Annotated in this window: 21 protein-coding genes and 1 pseudogene; 17 read left to right on the top strand and 5 right to left on the bottom strand. The window is 73.7% G+C overall.

Features of this window, described 5'->3' with window-relative positions:
* Positions 1-44 precede the first annotated feature (44 nt).
* The 11 genes and pseudogenes from VG276_15105 to ilvA all read left to right on the top strand — a co-directional run bounded on the left by VG276_15105 (position 45) and on the right by ilvA (position 9,616).
* Positions 45-1,595 carry a 2-isopropylmalate synthase gene (locus VG276_15105; GenBank protein ID HEV8650687.1) on the top strand — a complete coding sequence of 517 codons (1,551 nt, stop codon included), beginning with the start codon at positions 45-47 and terminating at the stop codon, positions 1,593-1,595.
* The gene (locus tag VG276_15100) at positions 1,592-1,780 is read left to right on the top strand and encodes a hypothetical protein (GenBank protein ID HEV8650686.1); all 189 of its coding nucleotides are present in this window, start codon (positions 1,592-1,594) and stop codon (positions 1,778-1,780) included. Before VG276_15105 ends, VG276_15100 begins: the two co-directional genes overlap by 4 nt.
* A 68-nt stretch (positions 1,781-1,848) precedes the next feature.
* Positions 1,849-2,658, top strand: a pseudogene (locus VG276_15095) (3-isopropylmalate dehydrogenase).
* 63 nt (positions 2,659-2,721) lie between these two features.
* Entirely contained in the window at positions 2,722-3,114 is a 393-nt protein-coding gene (locus VG276_15090) for an isocitrate/isopropylmalate family dehydrogenase (protein ID HEV8650685.1), read from the top strand.
* A 66-nt stretch (positions 3,115-3,180) separates the two neighbouring features.
* The gene (locus VG276_15085) at positions 3,181-4,101 is read left to right on the top strand and encodes a branched-chain amino acid transaminase (protein ID HEV8650684.1); all 921 of its coding nucleotides are present in this window, start codon (positions 3,181-3,183) and stop codon (positions 4,099-4,101) included.
* A gap of 238 nt (positions 4,102-4,339) precedes the next feature.
* Entirely contained in the window at positions 4,340-5,974 is a 1,635-nt protein-coding gene (gene cimA / locus VG276_15080) for a citramalate synthase (protein HEV8650683.1), read from the top strand.
* Positions 5,975-6,047: 73 nt separating this feature from the next.
* Entirely contained in the window at positions 6,048-6,251 is a 204-nt protein-coding gene (locus VG276_15075) for a type II toxin-antitoxin system HicA family toxin (protein HEV8650682.1), read from the top strand.
* Positions 6,248-6,796 (top strand): type II toxin-antitoxin system HicB family antitoxin, encoded by a 549-nt coding sequence (locus VG276_15070; protein ID HEV8650681.1) that lies wholly within the window; start codon positions 6,248-6,250, stop codon positions 6,794-6,796. The genes VG276_15075 and VG276_15070 overlap by 4 nt, the downstream gene beginning before the upstream one ends.
* Positions 6,797-6,915: 119 nt before the next feature.
* Positions 6,916-7,473, top strand: a complete 558-nt coding sequence (locus VG276_15065) for a hypothetical protein (GenBank protein ID HEV8650680.1) — start codon at positions 6,916-6,918, stop codon at positions 7,471-7,473.
* A gap of 134 nt (positions 7,474-7,607) precedes the next feature.
* Positions 7,608-8,237 (top strand): OmpA family protein, encoded by a 630-nt coding sequence (locus tag VG276_15060; GenBank protein HEV8650679.1) that lies wholly within the window; start codon positions 7,608-7,610, stop codon positions 8,235-8,237.
* 134 nt (positions 8,238-8,371) lie between these two features.
* The gene (ilvA, locus tag VG276_15055) at positions 8,372-9,616 is read left to right on the top strand and encodes a threonine ammonia-lyase (protein ID HEV8650678.1); all 1,245 of its coding nucleotides are present in this window, start codon (positions 8,372-8,374) and stop codon (positions 9,614-9,616) included.
* A 209-nt stretch (positions 9,617-9,825) separates the two neighbouring features.
* On the opposite strand, the gene VG276_15050 is transcribed toward ilvA, so the two are convergent.
* The 3 genes from VG276_15050 to VG276_15040 form a co-directional block, all read right to left on the bottom strand.
* Positions 9,826-10,461: a DUF1684 domain-containing protein gene (locus VG276_15050; protein HEV8650677.1), complete on the bottom strand. Its 636-nt coding sequence runs from the start codon at positions 10,459-10,461 to the stop codon at positions 9,826-9,828.
* 198 nt (positions 10,462-10,659) lie between these two features.
* Positions 10,660-11,397 (bottom strand): methyltransferase domain-containing protein, encoded by a 738-nt coding sequence (locus VG276_15045; protein ID HEV8650676.1) that lies wholly within the window; start codon positions 11,395-11,397, stop codon positions 10,660-10,662.
* Between the two features lie 218 nt (positions 11,398-11,615).
* The gene (locus VG276_15040) at positions 11,616-12,287 is read right to left on the bottom strand and encodes an HAD family phosphatase (GenBank protein HEV8650675.1); all 672 of its coding nucleotides are present in this window, start codon (positions 12,285-12,287) and stop codon (positions 11,616-11,618) included.
* Positions 12,288-12,416: 129 nt separating this feature from the next.
* On the opposite strand from VG276_15040, the gene VG276_15035 reads away from it, so the two are divergent.
* Complete coding sequence (locus VG276_15035) at positions 12,417-12,860, top strand: hypothetical protein (GenBank protein ID HEV8650674.1); 444 nt, start codon at positions 12,417-12,419, stop codon at positions 12,858-12,860.
* Positions 12,861-12,954: 94 nt separating this feature from the next.
* Here VG276_15035 and VG276_15030 read toward each other — a convergent pair whose 3' ends face one another.
* Entirely contained in the window at positions 12,955-13,410 is a 456-nt protein-coding gene (locus tag VG276_15030; GenBank protein ID HEV8650673.1) for a DUF4383 domain-containing protein, read from the bottom strand.
* 402 nt (positions 13,411-13,812) lie between these two features.
* Here VG276_15030 and VG276_15025 point away from each other — a divergent pair, with 402 nt between their 5' ends.
* The 5 genes from VG276_15025 (at position 13,813) to VG276_15005 (ending at position 18,424) form a co-directional block, all read left to right on the top strand.
* Entirely contained in the window at positions 13,813-14,997 is a 1,185-nt protein-coding gene (locus VG276_15025) for an acyl-CoA dehydrogenase family protein (protein ID HEV8650672.1), read from the top strand.
* Positions 14,994-15,824 carry a bifunctional 2-polyprenyl-6-hydroxyphenol methylase/3-demethylubiquinol 3-O-methyltransferase UbiG gene (gene ubiG / locus VG276_15020; GenBank protein HEV8650671.1) on the top strand — a complete coding sequence of 277 codons (831 nt, stop codon included), beginning with the start codon at positions 14,994-14,996 and terminating at the stop codon, positions 15,822-15,824. The genes VG276_15025 and ubiG overlap by 4 nt, the downstream gene beginning before the upstream one ends.
* Complete coding sequence (locus VG276_15015; GenBank protein HEV8650670.1) at positions 15,821-16,858, top strand: type III polyketide synthase; 1,038 nt, start codon at positions 15,821-15,823, stop codon at positions 16,856-16,858. Before ubiG ends, VG276_15015 begins: the two co-directional genes overlap by 4 nt.
* 30 nt (positions 16,859-16,888) lie before the next feature.
* On the top strand, positions 16,889-17,548 hold the full coding sequence (locus VG276_15010) for an HAD-IA family hydrolase (protein ID HEV8650669.1): 660 nt from the start codon (positions 16,889-16,891) through the stop codon (positions 17,546-17,548).
* A 90-nt stretch (positions 17,549-17,638) separates the two neighbouring features.
* Positions 17,639-18,424 (top strand): fumarylacetoacetate hydrolase family protein, encoded by a 786-nt coding sequence (locus tag VG276_15005; protein ID HEV8650668.1) that lies wholly within the window; start codon positions 17,639-17,641, stop codon positions 18,422-18,424.
* A 135-nt stretch (positions 18,425-18,559) separates the two neighbouring features.
* Here the strand turns inward: VG276_15005 and VG276_15000 are convergent.
* A partial coding sequence (locus VG276_15000) for a glycosyltransferase (protein HEV8650667.1) occupies positions 18,560-18,833 on the bottom strand: 274 nt, incomplete at its 5' end.

Genomic DNA, 18,833 nt, shown 5'->3' with positions numbered 1-18,833 from the left:
GCGACAGGAGACGGAAGCGGAGCACGCACTGGAGGGATTCGGCAGTGGCCGAGCGGATCACGATCTTCGACACGACCCTGAGGGACGGCGAGCAGTCCCCGGGCATCAACCTCAACGCCAAGGCGAAGCTGGAGATCGCCGAGCAGCTGGCACGGCTCGGCGTGGACGTCATCGAGGCCGGGTTCCCGGTCGCGAGCCAGGGCGACTTCGAGGCCGTACGGGGCATCGCCCGCACGGTCAAGGGGTCGACTGTGGCCGCGCTCTCGCGCACCCAGCTGGCCGATGTGGACCGCTGCTGGGAGGCGCTGCGCGACGCCCAGCAGGCGCGCATCCACGTGTTCATCTCGACCAGCCCGAGCCACATGGAGCACATGCTGCGCATGACCCCGGCCCAGGTGGTGGCCGAGACCCGGGGCGGCGTGGGCCGGGCCCGGGAGCACACCGACGACGTCGAGTTCAGCCCCCAGGACGCCACCCGGACCCCGGTCGACTTCATGCTCGAGGTGCTGCAGGCGGCGGTGGACGCCGGCGCCACCACCCTGAACATCCCCGACACGGTCGGCTACGGCATCCCCTGGGACTTCGGCACCCTCATCCGGCACGTACGCGAGCAGGTGGCCGGCGACTACGTGGTCTCCTGCCACTGCCACAACGACCTGGGCCTGGCCACCGCCAACTCGCTCGCGGCCGTGCAGGCCGGCGCCCGCCAGGTCGAGGTGTGCGTCAACGGCATCGGGGAGCGCGCCGGCAACGCCGCGCTCGAGGAGGTCGTGATGGCGCTGCGCATCCGCCCCGACCAGTTCCCCGGGGTGGAGACCGGCGTGCGCACCGAGGAGCTGGCCCGGGCCTCCCGGCTCGTGTCCCGCCTGACCGGCTACCCGGTCCAGTACAACAAGGCGGTCGTGGGCAAGAACGCGTTCGCCCACGAGTCCGGCATCCACCAGCACGGCGTGCTGGCCGACAAAGGCACCTACGAGATCATCGACGCGGCCGCCGTCGGCCAGGAGGGCAGCCAGATCGTGCTCGGCAAGCACTCCGGTCGCCACGCGGTCGACGACGCGCTGCGCCGGCTCGGGTTCGAGCTGGACCGCGAGGCGCTCGCCCGCGCCTTTGCCCGCTTCAAGGAGACGGCCGACCGCAAGACCCGCATCACCGACGTGGACCTCGAAGCCATCGTGGCCGACGAGGTGCTCGCCGACGAGGAGGCGTGGGGCTTCGTCGGCCTCCAGGTGGCGGGCGGCACGGTCATGTCGCCGACCGCGACGGTCCGGCTCAGCCACGACGGCCGGGTGGCCGAGGAGTCGGCCGTGGGCGACGGCATGGTCGACGCCGCCTGCGCCGCGATCGCCAAGGCGGTCGGGATCGACGCGGTGCTGGTCGAGTTCCACGTCTCGGCCGTGACCGGGGGGACCGACGCCCTCGGTGACGTCACCGTGCAGGTCGAGACGCCGCAGGGGAACCGAGTAACCGGGCGCGGCGTGGCCACCGACATCGTGGAGGCCTCGGCGCGCGCCTACCTGCAGGCGGTGAACCGGCTCGCCCGCACCGCCCCGTCCCGTCCCCAACCGGTCAGCACCCAAGGAGTGCCAGCATGACCCGCCAGCCCATCGCCACGCGGCACGCGCCCGCGAGCGAGACGCATGCCGCCCTGGCCCGCGTGTTCGCCGTGCGCGTCGGCCCCACCGACGCGGCCGCGCACGACTCGACCGCTCCCGACCCGGCCGACGAGGAGCGCGAGCGCCGGGCCGCCCTCGGCCGCGTGTTCGGCACGGAGGCCTGATGGGCGCTTCGCGCGAACCCGCATGGAGCCCGCCTGCGGGGGACGCTCCAGGCATCCACGGCGACGGCCTGAGCCGGCCGTCGCGCTCCCATGTGGTGGCCGTGCTGCCCGGGGACGGCATCGGCCCCGAGGTGGTCGCCGAGGCGCGCAAGGCGGTCGACGCCGCCGGCGCGCGCCTCGGCTTCGGGGTCGACTGGGTCGAGTTCGACCTGGGCGCCGACCGGTACCTCGCCACCGGCGAGGTCCTCCCCGACACCGTGCTCAAGGAGCTCGGGCAGGTCGACGCCATCCTCCTCGGCGCGGTCGGCCGGCCCGACGTCCCGCCCGGGGTGCTGGAGCGTGGCCTGCTGCTGCGGCTCCGGTTCGAGCTCGACCTCTACGTGAACCTCAGGCCGGTAAAGCTCTACCCAGGGGTCGCCTCACCACTGGCCGGCGCCGGGCCGGACGACATCGACCTGCTGGTGGTGCGCGAGAATACCGAGGGCGCCTACGTCGGGGCTGGCGGCACCGTCCATCAGGGCACCCCGGCCGAGGTCGCCACCGAGGAGTCCCTGAACACCCGCTACGGGGTCGAGCGCTGCCTGCGCTACGCGGCCGGCCGGGCCCTGGAGCGCGACGGCGTGCTCACCCTGGTGCACAAGACCAACGTGCTCACCCACGCGGGCGGGCTGTGGGCGCGCACGGCCCGCGAGGTGGCCGGGGAGACCGGGGTGCGGCTCGAGTATGCCCACGTCGACGCGGCCTGCCTGTACCTGGTTACCGACCCGGGCCGCTTCGACGTGGTGGTGACCGACAACCTGTTCGGCGACATCCTCACCGACCTGGGCGCGGCCGTCGCCGGGGGCCTCGGCACCGCCGCCAGCGCCAACCTCAATCCGGGCGATCGGGAGGCCGGGCGGAGGGCCGCCACGGGGTCCGAGGAACTCAAGCACAGCCCCCCGGTGGGATCAGGGGGGTCCGGGGGGCTCAAGCCTGGCTCCCCGGTGGGATCAGGGGGGTCCGGGGGGCTCGGGCCTGGCTCCCCGCAGGGTCGGGGCCCGTCGCTGTTCGAGCCGGTGCATGGCTCGGCCCCGGACATCGCCGGGACGGGCCGGGCCAACCCGGTCGCCGCCGTGCTGTCGGCCGCCCTGCTGCTCGACCACCTCGGCGAGGCGCAGGCAGCCGCCGCGGTCGAGGCGGCGGCCGTGGCGGTCCTTCCAGGTGCTGGGCGATACTTGACCCGAGAGCTTGGGGACCAGATCGCCGTGGCGGTGGAGCGCGAGGTACCCGCCCCGCCCAGCAACGGTGACCGGGAGGCTCCCCGAGAGCCGACCATCCGGACCACGACACAGTGACCTGCAACGATGCAGGGTCGCGTCGCCTGAAGCGCGCGAGGCCCTTTGGCTCTTAGGGAGGAACCCATGCCGATCGAGGCGACCAGCAAGATCTGGATGGACGGCGAGTACGTCGACTGGGACGCCGCCCGCGTCCACGTCCTGACCCCGTCCCTGCACTACGGGTGGGGGGCGTTCGAGGGGATCCGCGCCTACGAGACGGTGTCGGGGAACTCGGCCGTGTTCCGGCTCACCGACCACATGAAGCGGCTGTTCCGCAGCGCCAAGATCTACCACATGGAGCCGCCCATCTCGCTCGAGGGGTCGGTCAAGGTGGTCAAGGACCTGGTGGCGATGAACGGGGTCCGGACCTGCTACATCCGCCCGATCGTCTACCTCGGCTACGGCGAGATCGGCCTCAACCCGCTCGTGTCCACGGTCCGCATGGCCATCGCCTGCTGGCCGTGGGGCGCCTACCTGGGCGAGGACGCGTTCGAGACCGGCGTGCGGGTCAAGATGAGCTCGTGGCGGCGGCTCGACCCGAACATCATCCCGCCCGCGGCCAAGGCCACCGGCCAGTACCTGAACTCCTCGCTGGCCAAGGCCGAGGCGATCAAGGCCGGGTACGACGAGGGCGTCCTGCTCAACCCCAACGGCTACGTGACCGACGGCTCGGGCGAGAACCTGTTCATCGTGCGTGACGGCGCGCTCTGCACCCCGCCGCTGGCGGCCGGGTGCCTGGCCGGCATCACCAGGGACAGCATCATGCGCATCGCGGCCGACGAGGGGCTCGACGTGCACGAGACCGACCTCGTGCGCACCGACCTCTACCTGGCCGACGAGGCCTTCTTCACCGGGACGGCCGCCGAGGTCGTGCCCATCCGGGAGGTGGACGACCGGGTCCTCGGCGACCCGGGCCCGATTACCCGCCGGGTGCAGGAGGTCTTCGTCGCCGCCACCCGCGGCCGGGACGAGCGCTACACCGACTGGCTCGAGTTGGTCGAGTAGCCCGCAGCCCCGACCTTCCGCACCCCCTCCCGCCAGTACCGGCGCCGACGCCGGTCCCTGCCCTGTCGCCCGTGGTACGACAGGCCCGCCTGCCGCCTGAGACGCGACAGGCCATGCGCTGCCTCCTGGAGGGCTACCCGTGACCTTCGACATCCCAGAGACCGACTCCGGCCCGCGTGTCCCCGAGACCGACTCCGGCCCGGGTTCCGTACCGGCGCCCGCCCGGGACCCCGAGCGGGTGGAGACCTACGACACGACCCTGCGCGACGGCTCCCAGCAGGTCGGGCTCAGCTTCACCGTGGCCGACAAGCTGCGCGTCACCCAGCTCCTCGACGACCTCGGCGTCGACGTCGTCGAAGGGGGCTGGCCGGGCTCCAACCCCAAGGACGCCGAGTACTTCACGCGCGTGCGCGACCTGCGCCTGCGCCACGCGGTGCTGTCGGCCTTCGGCGCGACCCGGCGGCCCGGGCGGGGCGTGGATGACGACCCCAACCTGCTGGCCCTGCTCGACTCGGGCGCGCCCGTGGTCGCGCTGGTCGGCAAGTCGTGGACCCTGCACGTCACCGAGGCGCTGCGCACCACCCTGGACGAGAACCTGGCCATGGTCGCCGACTCGGTCGCGCTCATGGCCGCCGAGGGGCGGCGGGTCGTGTTCGACGCCGAGCACTTCTTCGACGGGTGGGCCGCCGACCCCGCCTACGCGCTGGCGGTGGTGCAGGCCGCCGCCGAGGCCGGCGCGGACACCGTCGCCCTGTGCGACACCAACGGCGGTACCCTGCCGACCACCGTCGCCCAGGTGGTCGCGGAGGTCGCCCGCGCCCTCCCCTGGGTCCGGCTGGGCGGGCACTTCCACGACGACGCGGCCTGCGCCGTTGCGAACTCTCTGGTCGCGGTCGCCGGCGGGGCCCGCCAGGTCCAGGGCGCGGCCAACGGCTACGGGGAGCGGTGCGGCAACGCCGACCTGTTCGCGGTGGTGGCCGGGCTGGAGCTCAAGGAGGGACGGAAGGTGCTGCCACCGGGTCGGCTGGCCGCGCTCACCACCACCGCCCACGCCATCGCCGAGCTGGCCAACTTCGTGCCCGACGCGCGCCAGGCCTACGCCGGCTCGTCAGCCTTCGCGACCAAGGCCGGCCTGCACGCCTCCGCGATCGCCCGGCGGCCCGATGCCTACTCCCACGTCGACCCGGCCGCGGTCGGCAACCGCATGCGGGTGCTGGTCAGCGAGCTCGCCGGGCGGAGCAACGTGCTGGCCAAGGCGGGGGAGCTCGGGCTCGACCTCGAGGCCGACACCGCCCTGGGCGCCCGGGTGCTCGACCGGGTCAAGGAGCTGGAGCACCGGGGCTACGCGTTCGAGATCGCCGACGCCTCCTTCGAGCTGCTCGTCCGGCGAGAGGCAGGCCAGCTCCGGCCGCCGTTCGAGCTCGAGGGCTACCGGGTCCTGGTCGAGCGCCGCCCCGACGGCACCGACGTGAGCGAGGCGACCGTCCGGTTGCTCCTCCCTGACCAGGGGGCTGACCTCGAGCCCTCCGGAGCCCCTGTCGGGGACCGCCGTACCGTGGCGGTAGGGGAGGGGGTCGGGCCGGTCCACGCCCTGGACCAGGCCCTGCGCCGTGCGCTGGCCGACGACCACCCCGAGCTGGAAGGCGTCCACCTGGTCGACTACAAGGTGCGCATCCTCGACGGGCGGGCCGGCACCAAGGCGGTGACCCGGGTGCTCATCACCTCGGCCGACCCGGCCGGCGAGTGGACCACGGTCGGCGTCTCCGACGACATCGTCACCGCCTCCTGGGAAGCCCTGGCCGACGGCATCCTCTACTTCCTGAACGTCCGCCTTCCCGCCCTTCAACCGCGGCTGGAGATCGGAGCGTCTTGAGCCTCCGACCACTGTCCTTCTCGATTGTCTAGTTGATTGGACAGTCTGGCGTCTAGCTTCCTAGACCGGCAGAATGACCGGCAAAGACGTGGTCCGCAGAATCCGCGACCTCGGTGGTGAGGTGCTCAGACAGTCAGGCTCGCACGTGCGCATACGCCTTGACACATGCCAAACCACTGTTCCTGTCCATGCCGGACGGGATCTGCCACCGGGCACCCTGCGCGCGATCGAGCGGCAACTCGCGCCATGCGTCGGAAGGGCAAGGTGGTTGACATGAGCGGGGGCCTTGAGGTTGGCCAGGGTCACTACACGGCGGTCTACGAGCGCGACGAGTCGGGCGTCTGGACGGTGCACGTGCCAGAGGTGCCGGGTTGCCACACCTGGGGCGAGACACTCCGCCAGGCCCGCTCGAACCTTCGCGATGCGCTCAGCCTGTGGGTGGACGACGCCGCGACGGCTGAGATCGCCGACCGGGTCGAGCTGCCCCGTGCGGTCGCTGCCGCGGTCGAGCGGTGCAAAGCCGCTCGGGCGCGGCTCGAACGTGACCAGCAGGAGGCAAGTCGGAGCACCGAGGAGGCCGCACATGTCCTGGTCGACGAGCTGGGCATGGGACTCCGCGATGCTGGCGACCTGCTGGACTTGAGCTTCCAACGAGTCCAGCAGGTCGTGCACTCCCACAAGCGGCGCGCAGGCTCCAACCAGCGCGCGTCATCCGGTCGGGCGGCCGCTACAGCCCGCCGGGTTGCGGCCAAGCGCGGGGATGCCACCAAGGCGGCCAAGCCTGCTCCCGACGCCGAGCGCGGCTCCAGGCGGAACCCCTAGCGTCGATCCGCGCTGGCGCAGCCAGAGCCCGGCACCGGGCGTGCCGGCGGGTTGGCAAGGTTGGGTGGGGCCGCGACAATCGTCGCTCTGCCATTGTCGCTCCGGGGAGGTGCTCGCCCGTGGCCCGGGTCCGCTGGGGTCGGTCCGCCATGGTGCTCTGCGCCGTGGCGCTGGGGTTGGCCAGCACCGCCTGCCAGGCCGGTGAGCGCCCCGCCCCGGCGCCCTCGACCACGGCGGCGCCCGCCCCGGGCGGGCCCGACACGAGCGCCCCGGCCCCGTCCACCCGGGCCACCGGGTTCACCGCGCCCCTCGACCGCTCTGTCCGGCACGCGAGCGGGCTGTCGCTGAAGCTGACCGCGATCGCGGTCGCCGAAGACTCGATCAGCCTCGAGGTGGTGGTCACCAATGGTGCCAAGCTCGACCTCAGCCTGAACAACGCCGACGACCTCGTGCTCGTCGACGACAGGGGCGCCAGGTACACCGTGTCCCCGCCCGGCGACAACCGGGCGGTGACCGTGCGCCGCGGTACCACCCTGCGTGGCCGGCTCGTGTTCGTCGGGCAGCTCGACCCCGAGACCACCTCGCTCACCCTGGTGGCCAACTCCACCTCGCAGGGGGACCCGAAGTACTCCGCCCACCCGAAGATCGAGCTGCCCGGCATCCCAGTGCGACGATGAGCATGGCGGGCGGCGATGAGCACGGCTGGCGGCGGCGATGAGCATGGCGGGCGCATCCAGCGCAGCGCGCGGCACGAGGTGCGGCGATGAGCCCGGGAAGCGTCCCCAAGGGGCGACCCCATGACTCAGGAGGCATGACGCAGGAGGGTAAAGCCATCAGCGTGCTGCGACGGCCGCTCCTGCTGGCCGCGGCCCTCGCCGTGGGCGTCCTCGCGGCCTGCACCGGGCCGTCGCGGCCGGCGCCGCCCCCGCCCTCGGCGGCGCCGGCCAGGCCGGTCTCGGAGCTGTTCACCACCGACCTGCCCGTCTCGGTGCTCGAGTCGGCCGGCGTGGCCAGCTCCAAGCTCCGCGAGGTGCGCGCGGTCCTCACCGAGCTCGGGGCCGAGCAGACCACCCGGGGCGTGGTCATCACCCTGCCAGAGCGGGTGCTGTTCGACTTCGACCAGGCCGAGCTCCGGCCCGACGCCGGGCCCGTCCTCGACAAGATCGCCAGGGTCCTCCGCTACTACGCCAAGGCCCCGGTGAAGATCGGCGGGCATACCGACAGCCGGGGCGCGCCCGAGTACAACCAGCGGCTGTCCGAGCGCCGGGCCGAGGCGGTCGCCGCCGCCCTCGCCGCTCGCGGGATCGACCCGCGCCGCCTGGACGCGTCGGGCTTCGGCGAGACCCGCCCGGTCGCGCCCAACCAGCGCGTCGACGGCACCGACGACCCGGCCGGCCGGCAGCGCAACCGCCGCGTCGAGGTGGTGGTGGCCACCGGCTGACCCGCCCCCGGGCCCTGCCCGGGGAGCTGGCCGCGGCCGCCGCCGAACGCGATGGTCGGGCACTGCCAGTGCGGTCGCCGGCCCGTCCGAGCTCGGCCGGTGCGCCGGCCCGTCCGAGCGGCTATCGTCAGGGCATGCGATCGCGTGCACCGGAGCACAGCCCGGCGGGAAGCGACCCCGTCCTGGTCACCCTGGAGGAGGTCCAGGAGGCAGGCCGGCGGGTGGCCGGCGTCCTGCGCCCCACGCCGGTCGACCGCTCAGAGACGCTGAGCCGGCTCGCTGGCCGGCTGATCCTGCTCAAGCCTGAGCACCTGCAACGCACCGGCTCGTTCAAGATCCGCGGCGCCTACAACCGCATCTCCCGCCTCGACCCGGGCTGCGCGGTGGTGGCCGGCTCGGCCGGCAACCACGCCCAGGGGGTGGCCCTGGCCGCCTCGCTCACCGGCCACCATGCCACCATCTTCATGCCCGCCTCCGCGCCCCTGCCCAAGGTCGAGGCGACCAAGTCGTACGGCGCCGAGGTGGTGATCGGGGGCGACGCGGTCGACGACTGCATCGAGCGGGCGAAGCGGTTCGCGGCGGAGCGGGGCGCCGTGTTCGTGCCCCCGTTCGACGACCCGCTGATCATCGCCGGCCAGGGCACGGTCGGGCTGGAGCTCGCCGAGGAGGCGCCCGAGGCCGAGACGGTGGTCGTGTCGGTCGGCGGCGGCGGCCTGATCTCGGGCATCGCCACCGCCCTGGCCGGCCTCCGGCCCGAGGTGCGGGTGGTCGGCGTGGAAGCGGCCGGCGCCGCCTCCATGCGCGCCTCGCTCGAGGCCGACCGCTGCGTCCGCCTCGACCGCCTGGCCACCATGGCCGACGGGATCGCCCTCAAGTCGCCCTGCCCCCTCACCCTGGCCCACGTCAAGGCGCACGTGGACGACATGGTCACGGTGACCGAGGAGGAGATCAGCCAGGCCGTCGTGCTGCTCCTCGAGCGGGCCAAGGCGGTCGTCGAGCCCAGCGGGTCGGCCACGCTCGCCGCGGTCCTCAGCGGCAAGGTGCCCGGCTCCGGGCCGGTCGTCACCGTGCTCTCCGGCGGCAACGTCGACCCGCTCCTGCTCATCAAGCTCATCGACCACGGCCTGTCGGCCGCCGGCCGCTACGTGGTCCTGCGCGTCATCGTCGACGACCGGCCGGGCAGCCTGGCCACCCTCACCGCTGAGATCGCCCGCCTCGGCCTCAACGTCCTGCAGGTGGAGCACCACCGCTCTGGTCTGGACCTCGACGTCGCCAAGGTCGAGATTCGCCTCACCCTCGAGACGCGCAACTCCATCCACCGCGATGAGATCGTCGCCGACCTCGAGAAGCTCGGCTACCGGGTCGAGCCGTTGCACTGACCTTGGCCGCGCTCGCCGGGTCTGCCCGAGGCCGGCCGGTGCAACCGATCGGGCGCGGGTCCTCGCCCGGCGCCACAGTCGCGCCCTGATGAGCCAGCGCGAACCTGCCTGCGTCATGGTTGCGTCACCGTCCGCCAAGAGGAACTGACGCCAGCGTCTCCCACTGGTACACGCGCGCATCGCGGTGGATCACGATCAGCGAGGCAGCCTCAACCGTGATGGCGATCGAGGCCCGCGGGATGGGGGAAGACCAGTTCCCCGGCCCGGACCGGCGCGTCCAGGCGGTTCTCGGGCGGAGGCAGCGGGCAGGCCCAGCGCGGGTTGTAGGCGCACGAAGGGTTGTAGGCGTAGTTGAAGTCGAGCACCACGCGATCGCCGTCGACCGCGAGACCGCGGCCGAAGGTGCCCTTGATCGTGTCGGTCAGGTAGCGTCCGGCCCCGTAGGTCTCCTGGCCGGCGGTCGCGTCCCGGAACGGCAGGAACAGGCCGCCCCCATAGCCGAGCGTCCAGAACAAGGTGAGGCCGCCGTAGGGCGTGGCCAAGCGCCCGACCCGGCGGTACCGCACCACCCCGTCCTCGCTCCCGGTGTCGATCACCAGCTCGTCGCCCTCGTCGACCGGGCCGAGCCGGGAGACCAGCCAGGCGTCTGGCTCGTACGGGAAGTACGGCAGGCCGGGCACGGCCTCGCGCTGCTCGACGGTGAGCGGCGACTGGGGGTGCTCGAGGAACAGGCGGTCGCGGCCGCGCCGGAACGCCGCCAACCCGGCCTCCCCCTCCGACGGCTCGGCCAGGTAGAGCCGGGCGACCCGCTCCCGGTAGTCGGCCAGCTCCAGGGTCCCGCCCACGACCGCCTCCTCTGCTCGGGGCCTCGCGCCAAGCTACCGTGGCCTGCGCTCATCTGAGTTCCTTCTCCCTACGGGCCCGTAGTTCCCAGGCGTGGACAACCCGGGACTGGACGAGGTCCAGGTGGACCCCATGGGGCGAGCTGGAGGCGGTGTTGCGTTGGCCAAGCCCCCGGACCAAGGGCATGATGTCGCCGGCGGTCAGGGCGACCGTTCGTAGACGCTCACGTGCTTCTCGGCGGACGCCGTGAACGGCTCCCGCCGCCAGCCCGCCCAGCGGTCGCGGAGGCGGAGGCCGGCCAGGCGGGCCATCAGGTCCAGCTCGGCCGGCCAGGCATAGCGAAGGAACGTGGGCTGCAGCCGCATCCCCTCCGGCCACACCAGCACGATCTGGGAGTCGATCCGCTGCGCGACCGGATCGTGGACGGCAAGGTCGAGCCGGACCTTCTCGGTGCCGAGCTGCCCCACCGACACCGCCTGTCCCCGCCTGAAGCGCCCGAGGTCGGGCACGAACGCCTCGACCACGAACACCCCGCCCGGGGCGAGCCGGGCAGCAACGTTGGCGAAGCAGGCGACCTGGGCGTCCTGCGACAGCAGCATGAACAGGGTGTTGTAGACCAGGAACACGAGCCGGTACGAGCCCTCGACGGCGACCTCGGCGAAGTCGCCCATCGTGACCGGGATGTCCCGGCCCCCGGGCTTGGCTCGCAGTCGCTCCACCATGCGCTCGCTGGCGTCGATGCCGTGGACCTCGACGCCTGCGGCGGCCAGCGGCAGCGCGACCCGGCCGGTGCCGATGGCCAGCTCGAGGGCGGGCCCGGGGCCGGCCAGCTTGGCCAGCCGCTCGACGCAGGCCTGCGTGTCGGGCAGGTCTCCGTGCCACTCGTCGTAGACGTCGGCCACCTGGTCGCCGTAGGTCCCCGGTCCATACGCGTCCATCTTCGTATTTGAGCAGGTTCGCCCAAGTAGGTCACGGGAGATTCGGTGACCCGGTCGGTGGGCGCGTGTTTCCGGCGGGCCGGTCCGTCGCCCCGGAGGTTCCTGGGCGGGTGTCCCGGCGGGATGTCCCCGGCCGGGGCGGTCCCGGCGGCGCGCCGCAGCAGCCCGAGGACCCGGCCGTCCCCGGGCGCTGCCGTCGACGCCGGCCCGCCACCGGGTCACGACCGGAGCGGGACGCCGAGCAGGATCTCCAGGGCTGCCGCGGTCCGCGCCGGGTCGGTGTGATGGACGGTGGCCATGCCGAGCGTCCGCGCCGGCTCGAGGTTGTGGGGGAAGTCGTCCACGAAGACGCAGGCATCCGGCTCCACGCCGATCGACCGGGCGCCCAGGGCGTAGATGGCCGGGTCGGGCTTGCGCAGCCCGACCTCTCCGGAGATGACCACGCCGTCGAACAGCTCGCCGAACCGGTCGCGGTCGTAGCGGCCGGCCCCCCACGAGTTGGAGAGCAGGCCGGTGCGGATCCCCGCGCGCCTGGCCGCGAGCACCACACCCGGCATCTCCGGTTCCGGGAGCATACCGGCGAACAGCCGGTCGATCAGGCCGTTCGCCTGCACGCCGAGGGCGGTGGCCAGGCCCGGCTCGAACGCCGCCTCGTCGATCCGCCCGCACTCGAGGTCGACGACCAGCTTCCGTGCGACGGGATCGGCGACCAGGCGTTCGAAGATGGCGTCCGCGGCCAGCCCCTCGCTCTCGCAGAACGCTTGGAACGACCCGATCACGCTGCTCGTCAGCACCCCGCCGAAGTCCACGAGGAGCCCCCGGTACCGGCCGGGGTGGGTCCTCTGGTCGTCACGGGTTCCGTCCGCTGAGCGCGCGCCATCTCCGTCCATCGTCCCCTACCGTAGCCGAGTCGCGCGCGCCAGGCACGGGACGTTCTTGCGAACCCGCGGTGACGGCTCGACACCCGTCCGGCCAGTATGCTTGGCGGTGATGACAGGGGCGGACCGGCCGGGTGCGCGATGAGCGTCCTGCAGTACCTGCGGGGCTCGGTCCCGCGTGGGCGCTGGACGTGGCTGTGGGTGCAGACCGCCGCCGGCCTGGTGCTCACCCCGCTCGAGGTGTTCGGCCTGGCCGCCGGCAACGTCGCCTTGGCCGAGGCGTCGCTGCTGCTGTGGGGACCGTTCTTCATCCTGGCCCCGTGGACCTCGGTGCTGGTCACCCACGTCCAGGCCGGCGTGCTCCCGGACGACCTCGCCGGTCCGGTGGCCAAGGTGCTCCGCAGGCTGTCGGCCTGCTGGCTGGGCGAGTCGGTCGCGGCCGCCGCGCTCAGCGGCCTCTCGGCCGGGCGAGGCCATTCCGGCCGCGCCTTGCTCCACGCGTTCATGGTGCTGCTCGCGTTCTGGTGCACCTGGCTGACCTGGGGCGCCATGGCCCGCCTCCGCCAGCGGCACTCGGCCCGGTAGACGACGGACCGCCAGCCCGCGCGTGACCGTCGCCTCGGTCCGTGCATCCAGAAGCGCAGCCGGCTCGAGGGTGTCGCCAAGTCGTGCTCGCCGGTCACGGCGGCGAGCTGGATGCCACACCGCTTGCGGTCTGCCCCCGGGCGGGCCGGGGTGCACCCCGTCCAGGCGGCTGCCCGGGGACGTCGCGGCCTGCCTCGCCTGTGCGCGGTACGGCCACGGCGGCGAGCAGCGCGAGCACGGCGACGGCCGCGTGGAGCACGCCGTCCGGCACGTTGGCGGCGAGCGGGACGAGCGGCGCGCCCTCCGGGCCGAGCAGGCCCCGCAAGGCGATCGTCGCGCAGACCGACCCGGCCAGCAGCCATGGTGCGGGCCTGACCGCGGCACCGGTCCTGGCCGCCTGCAACAGCAGCGCGCCAAGCACCAGGTGGATGATGCTCTGCGCGGCGTCGACCCGGAAGGCGAGGAGCATGCCGCCGCGGGCCCCCAGCAGCGGATGGACGCCGCCCACCACGAACCCCAGGATCCCGAACGTCACCAGGAACATGCCCAGGCCGGCCGCGAGCCGGCCGCGCCGGCTGCGCGCCGCGGCTGCGAGCGCCCTGGCTGGCCCGAGCAGCGAACGGCGGCGTGGCGCGGCGCTCGTTCACGCTCCGCCTACGTCGAGCGGCTCGAACCAGGCACGCCGCTGACCTGGCCGGTCGCCGCCGTGACCTGTGCGGAGCTCCTGGATGCGCCATGACGTGCACTGGTGCCGGAGACCGGTAAGATCGGACCTCGTGTCTCTCGGCCTCTGACCGCCGCTGCCTCGCGGTTGGACGGCCAGCCGGCACGCCGGTCCAGGTTCGCGGGCCGGGCAGGGCCCGACGAGGAGGCGAGGCGTTCGCGGCTGATTCGTGGAGGGCTGGCCGGATCCGCCTGACCGGCCGTCGGGAGCGCAGAGGAGCCAACGCCAATGGACCAGTCCGACCGTCCAGCAGCCCCCCGGCATGAGGTCGTCGACCTCGCGGCGCGGCTGGTGCCGGCCCTGGCCGAACGGGCCGCCCGCTACGACGAGGCCGATGCGTTCGCCCACGAGGACGTCGACGAGCTCGTGGCCAGCGGCTACACCGCCATCACGGTCCCGCGCGAGCTGGGCGGCCTCGGTGCGAGCGCCCTCGACCTGGTCGCCGCACAGAGCCGGCTTGCCGAGGGCTCACCGGCCACCGCGCTGGCGGTGAACATGCACCTGCACGGGGTCGGGATCCTCGCCGAGGGGCTGCGGGACAGGGTCGAGCCGTTCCTCAAGCTGGTCGCCAGCGACGGTGCGATGCTGGCGGGCGGGTTCTCCGAGCCAGAGTCCGGGGGGAACTGGTGGTACCAGGCGTCGACCGCGGTGCGGGTGGACGGCGGCTACCGGCTGTCGGGGATGAAGACGTTCTTCACCGGGTACCCGCGGGCCACCCACCTGTTCCTGTCCGCCGCGGTCGAGACCGAGACCGGCCGGGAGCCGATCGGCTTCCTGGTCCCCAAGCCCGACAAGGGCGTACGGGTGGTGGGGGACTGGAAGGCGATGGGCATGCGGGCCACCGGCAGCCACGTGCTCGCCATCGACGACCTGTTCATCCCCGACGAGCACGTGGTGGATCAGGGCTTCGCGGTGGCGGCCAGCTTCCTGACCGGCTCGCACTGGTCCTGGCCGTCGTTCGCGAGCGTGTTCCTGGGCGCGGCCGAGGCGTCCTACCGGCATGTCGTGCACGGCCTGCCCAGGCGGCGCAACGAGGGGCTGGCCCAGACCCTGTCGGAGCTGCCCGGGGTCCAGCAGGCGGTCGGGGAGATGCGCATGCACCTCGACGCGGCCCGGGCGACCCTCTACGCGGCGGTGGGCCGGGCGCCCAACCCCGACCCGGTCGCCCACTACGGCGAGATGGCAGCCGCCAAGCTGTTCGTCTGCCAGGCGGCGGTGCACGTCTGCTCGCTCGCCCTGCGGACCGCCGGAGGCACCGCGTACCTGCGGTCCGGGCCCGTCGAGCGGCTGCTGCGCGACGCGCACGCCGGACTGCTGCTGCCGCCCTCCCACGACGCCACCCTGCAATGGGTGGGCCGGGTCGAGCTCGGCGGTGGCTCACCCGCTTCAGGCGAGCGAGGAGCCCTTCCGTGAGGACGATCGACCGGACCCGCCCGGTGCCGCCGGCCCGGTACGAGATCGACCTCGAGCACTACGCCGAGTTCCACGAGCTGTGGTGGAACCCCAACGGCCCGGCCGGGCTGCTGCACGCCATGAACGGGCCGCGCCTCGAGTTCTACCTGCGCGAGCTGGGCGACCCGGACGGGCGCCAGGTGCTCGACGCCGGCTGCGGCGGCGGCCTGGTCGCCAAGGGCCTGGCCGAGGCGGGGGCGGTCGTGACCGGCCTGGACCTGTCACCCGCCTGCCTGCTGGTGGCGCGCCGGGCGGTGCCGGACGGCTTCCGGCCGGCCGCTGGGCGGATGGAGCGGCTGCCGTTCGCCTCCGGCAGCTTCGACGCGGTGGTGGCCGCCGACGTCCTCGAGCACATCCCGGACCTGCCCGCCGTGGTGGAGGAGGTTGCCAGGGTGCTCCGCCCGGGCGGGAGCTTCCTGTTCGACACCATCAACCGCACCGCCTGGGCCTGGTTCACCGCCCTGTTCGGGGCCGAGCGGCTGCTCGGCTTCGTGCCCAGAGGCACGCACGACTGGCGACTGTTCATCCGCCCCCGGGAGCTCGACCGCCTGCTCACCCGGGCCGGCTTCGAGGCGGTGGCCACCGCCGGGCTGGCTCCCCGGATCGGGCCGGCCGACATCGTCCGCGGCCTGACCCGGCGCAGCCTCCCGCTGCCCGAGTTCGCCACCGGCCGCGACCGGCGCGCCTCCTACCTCGGCCACTACCGCAAGGCGCCCGCGGGTGGGCACCGAGGCCACGACCGCAAGGCGCACGCGGGCGGGCACCCACCCGGAGTGAGCGCTCCGTGACCGCGCGGCTGCAGGCTGTCGGCACCGTGGTGCCCGAGCACGTCTACAAGCAGGCCGACATCGTCGACGCGTTCTTCGCCCGGCTGCCCGGCTGGGACCCGGCGTGGGCGGAGGTGTTCGAGGCCAGCGGGGTGGAACGGCGGGCCGCCGTCATCGACGTCGACGCGTTCTACGCGAACATGCCGACGACCGCGGACCGGATGCGGGCGTTCCCGCCAGCCGCCCGCCGGCTCGGCGCCGAAGCCGCCCGGCGCGCCCTGGGCCGGCTCGGGCCGGAGGCCCTGGCCGGCGTCGGCGACCTGCTCGCGGTCTCCTGCACCGGCTACGCAGGTCCCGGCCTGGACGTGCACCTGGCCGCCGACCTCGGGCTCGGCCCGAACGTGCGCCGGCTCGCGATCGGGCACATGGGCTGCTACGCGGCGCTGCCCGCGCTGCGGACGGCGGCCGCCCTGGCCGGGGCGTCCGGCGACCAGGCCCTGGTCGCCTGCGTCGAGCTGTGCAGCCTGCACCTTCAGCCGGCTCGGAGCCGGGAGGACGCGGTCTCGCAGGCACTGTTCGGCGACGGGGCAGGCGCCGCGGTGGTCGGCGTGGACGGGCCCGGCCCGGCGATCCTTGGCGCCCGCACGGTGACCGTGCCCGGGACCGAGAACCGCATGGGCTGGACGGTCGACGACGACGGCTTCCACATGTCGCTCTCCCCGCGGGTGCCTGCGCTGGTCGAGCGCGGGCTGGCCGGACTCGTGGACCAGCTGCTGGCCAACCGGGGCCTGAAGCCTGGCGACGTGCCCCACTGGGTGGTCCACCCGGGCGGCCCGGAGATCCTCGAGCGGGTGCAGCGCCGCCTCGGGCTGGCCGAGGAGCAGCTCGCGCGGTCCTGGGAGGTGCTGGCCGACGGCGGCAACCGCTCCTCGGCGACCGTGCTGTTCATCCTGGAGTCGCTGCTCGACTCGGGCGTGCCGCGGGTGGGGGAGTGGGTGGTGGTGCTCGGCTTCGGCACCGGCCTCACCATGGAGGCCCTGCTGCTGCGGGCGTAGCCCGCGGGGTGGTCCGGCATACTGGGCGGCATGCAACCGCTCCGGGCCGTGCTGTTCGACGTGGGTGACACCCTGTTCGAGCGGCGCGGTGGCAGCGGGGCGATCGTCGACGCGGCCCGGGAGCTTGGTGTCCGGGTGGACGGGGCGGTCGCGGCGACCCTGTGGAGCGACATCCAGGCCCGGGCCCGGACCCCTGAGGAGCTGGCCAGGGGCCGCGACCTGTCGCCGGAGGCGCACCGCTCGGCCTGGACCGACCTGTACCGGCCGGCCGAGGCGCTTGCCGAGGGCCTGGCCGGGGCGTTGTACGAGCGGGAGATCGGACCTGACCACTGGTCGCCGTTCCCCGACGCCGCCCCCACCCTCGAAGCTCTGGCCGAACGGGAGGTGCCGGTCGGGGTGGTGAGCGACGTCGGCTTCGACCTGCGGCCGTTCTTCGAGCGCTGCGGGCTGCTCGACCTGGTCGGGTCGTTCGTGCTGTCGTACGAGCACGGGGCGGCCAAGCCGGCCCGGGTGCTGTTCGAGACGGCCTGTGCGGAGCTTGGCGTGGCGCCGGAGGCGACCGTGATGGTGGGCGACAACCCGCTCACCGACGGCGGTGCGGTCGGCGCCGGGCTCGCCTGCCTGCTGCTCCCCCCGGTCCACCCCGGCCGGCCGCGCGGGCTGGAGCGGGTCCTGGGCCTGCTCGATTGACGGCCGGCGAGCCAGGGGAGGCAGGATGCAACGGGCCGCCCGGAGCAGCGGCCCGGCCGGTGGCCGACTACGAGCGCGCAGGAGAGGTCGATGCGAATCGTCCGCTACAGCCATGACGACCAGGTCGAGTTCGGGATCCTGGAAGGGGAGGAGATCGAGCCGATCAGCCCGCACCCGTTCGGGCCGTTCCACTACACCGGCAAGCGGGTCCCGGCCGGCGCCGCCAAGCTGCTCGCGCCGGTGCTGCCGACCAAGGTGGTCGGCGTGGGCCGCAACTACGCGGCCCACGCCCGGGAGCTGGGCAACGAGGTCCCGTCCGCCCCGATCATCTTCCTCAAGCCGTCGACCGCGGTGATCGGGCCGGACGACCCGATCGTGTACCCGGGCGGCGTGGACCGAGTCGACTTCGAGGGCGAGCTGGCGGTGATCGTCGGCAAGGTCGGCCGCCGCCTGCGGGAGGCGGACGCGCTCCAGGGAGTGCTCGGCTTCACCTGCGCCAACGACGTGACCGCGCGCAACCTGCAGACCGCCGACGGGCAGTGGACGCGGGCCAAGGGGTTCGACACGTTCTGCCCGCTCGGCCCGTGGATCGAGACCGACCTGGACTCGAGCGACCTGGCCCTGCGCACCCTGGTCAACGACGAGCCGCGCCAGTCGAGCCGCACGTCGCTGATGGAGCGGGGCGTGGCCAGCCTGCTCGCCTTCATCTCCTCGGTGATGACGCTGCTGCCCGGCGACGTGGTCCTCACCGGTACCCCGGCCGGCGTGGGCCCGCTCGCGGTCGGCGACCGGGTCGAGGTCGAGGTGGAGGGCGTCGGCGTGCTCGCCAACCAGGTCGTGCCTGAGCCACCGGCACCCGGGCGGGCACGTCCCTGACCTTGCGTGGGCGGGGCGCCAGTCCCTGGGCGGGCGCGTCCCCGGCCTCGCGTGGGCGGGCGGGGCGCCAGTCCCTCGGTGGGCGCGTCCCGGCCTCGCGTGGGCAGGCCTCAGTCCCTTGCGGCGGCCTCAGCCTCAGCTCGCCCTGGCGCGCCTGGCGCGGAGCAGGCGCCGGTAGACGGCCTCGTACCCGGCGGCCATGCGGGGCAGGTCGAACCGGGCCGCGACGTGCTTGCGGCATGCCTTCGGGTCGAGCAGGTGCGCCCTGTCGATCGCCTCGGGCAGCTCCGCCAGGTCGTCTCGGACCCAGCCGGTCACCCCGTCGACGACCACCTCGGGCACCGAGCCGCGGCGCAGGGCCACCACCGGGGTGCCGCAGGCCATCGCCTCGACCATGACCAGGCCGAAG

Source organism: Actinomycetes bacterium, from assembly GCA_036000965.1.
Lineage (GTDB): Bacteria > Actinomycetota > CALGFH01 > CALGFH01 > CALGFH01 > DASYUT01.
This window is presented reverse-complemented; position numbering and strand designations above follow the sequence as displayed.